Consider the following 2,017-nt stretch of genomic DNA (forward strand, 5'->3'; position numbering starts at 1 on the left):
GGCCTGTACCGGGCGATGGCCGACTGCCAGCCGATCACCCCCGAAACCCTTGCCGGGAAAACCGGCTGCAACACCCGCCTGCTGCGCGAATGGCTCAGCGCCCACGCCGCCTCCGGCTACATGGAACACCATGACGGCCAGTTCCGCCTGCCCGAAGAGCAAGCCATGGCTTTGGCAAACGAAGACTCACCGGTCTATGTGGCGGGCGGGATCAGCGTGGTCGCGTCGTTTTTCCACGACAAGGACAAGCTGGTCAACGCCATGCGCGGCAACGGTGCCCTGCCCTGGGGCGATCACCATCCGTGCATGTTCAGCGGCACCGAACGCTTCTTCCGCCCCGGCTACAAAGCCCATTTGGTCGCCGAATGGTTGCCGGCCCTCGACGGTGTGGTGGCCAAACTGGAAGCCGGGGCCAAAGTGGCGGACATCGGCTGCGGCCATGGCGCCTCCACGGTGATCATGGCCCAGGCCTTTCCTGATTCGCGCTTCGTCGGTTTCGACTACCACGCGCCCTCCGTTACCGTCGCCACCCAACGCGCCGAAGAAGGCGGTGTGTCCGGTCGTGCCCGGTTCTTCCAGGGCACGGCCAAAAGCTACCCCGGCAGTGACTATGACCTGATCTGCTACTTCGACTGCCTGCACGACATGGGCGACCCGGTGGGTGCGGCCAAACATGCCTATGAGTCATTGAAGGACGACGGCACCGTGTTGCTGGTCGAGCCCTACGCCAACGATCTGCTCGACGACAACGTCAACCCGGTCGGACGCCTGTTCTACGCGGCCTCGACCTTCATCTGCACGCCCAACTCGCTGTCCCAGGAAGTCGGCCTCGGCCTCGGCGCCCAGGCCGGTGAAGCACGGTTGCGCAAGGTGTTCAGCGAGGCTGGATTCACCCGTTTTCGCCGCGCCACGGAAACGCCGTTCAACCTGATACTGGAGGCGCGTAAATAGTCCCCGCCGCCATCTGTAGGAGCGAGCTTGCTCCGGGCGGCGTTCCGATGAGGGTGTGTCAGCTATATTGATGTCGACTGACACTCCATCGCGAGCAGGCTCACTCCTACAGGTTTCCCGACATGCTTGACCGCCGGATCCATGAACAGCTCGATCGCCTCCATCAGCTCATGGCCGACGCGCCGTTTGCCGTGCTGACCGGGGCCGGTATCAGCACGCCATCGGGCATTCCGGATTATCGCGACAACCAGGGCGTGCGGCGTGGCAGGCAGCCGATGATGTATCAGGAATTTCTCTCGGCCCCGGAGTCCCGGCGACGCTATTGGGCGCGGGCGATGCTCGGCTGGCCACGGGTGCATCTGGCGCAGCCGAACGTGGCCCACGACACCCTGGCCCGTTTGCAAGGCATGGGGCAGATCAGCGGGTTGATCACCCAGAACGTCGACACCTTGCACGACCAGGCCGGCAGCCATGACGTGATCGAGCTCCACGGCAGTCTGCACCGGGTTTTGTGCCTGGATTGCGGTCGGCGCAGCGAGCGCGATTCGATCCAGCACCTGATGGAAACACAGAACCCGTACCTGGCCGGTGTCGACGCGGTACAGGCGCCGGACGGCGACACCTTGCTCGACCCGGCCTTCGAGGCACGCTTCCAGGTCCCCCGCTGCCCGCATTGCGCCGGGGAACGGATGAAGCCGGATGTGGTGTTCTTTGGCGAGAACGTCGCGCAGGCCACGGCGGCCAAGGCGATGGCAGCCGTTGAACAGGCTGCCGGGTTGTTGGTACTCGGGTCTTCGTTGATGGCCTATTCGGCATTTCGTTTGTGCCGGGCGGTGGCGGATCAGGGCAAGCCGTTGATCGCGATCAACCTGGGCAAGACCCGGGCGGATGAGATGCTGGATTTGAAGATYGAGGGGGCGTGCGAGCGGTTGTTGCCATTGCTGGCCGAACGCTTTGCCCCCTGAAGAAAACACCATCCCTGTGGGAGCGGGCTTGCCCGCGTTGGCGGTGGATCTGTCGATAAATATGCTGGATGTGCCGGCCCTATCGCGGGCAAGCCCGCTCC

Annotated in this window: 2 protein-coding genes; both read left to right on the forward strand. The window is 64.1% G+C overall.

Annotation, left to right across the window (positions count from 1 at the left end; genetic code table 11):
- The coding region (locus ACXRVY_RS26140; protein WP_458238636.1) for a class I SAM-dependent methyltransferase at window positions 1-951 on the forward strand (951 nt) is incomplete at its 5' end.
- Between the two features lie 122 nt (window positions 952-1,073).
- A complete protein-coding gene (locus ACXRVY_RS26145; RefSeq protein WP_223463039.1) occupies window positions 1,074-1,916 on the forward strand; it encodes an NAD-dependent protein deacetylase in 843 nt (280 codons plus the stop codon).
- Window positions 1,917-2,017: the final 101 nt, after the last annotated feature.

The organism is Pseudomonas sp. P5_A2_2, assembly GCF_054177685.1.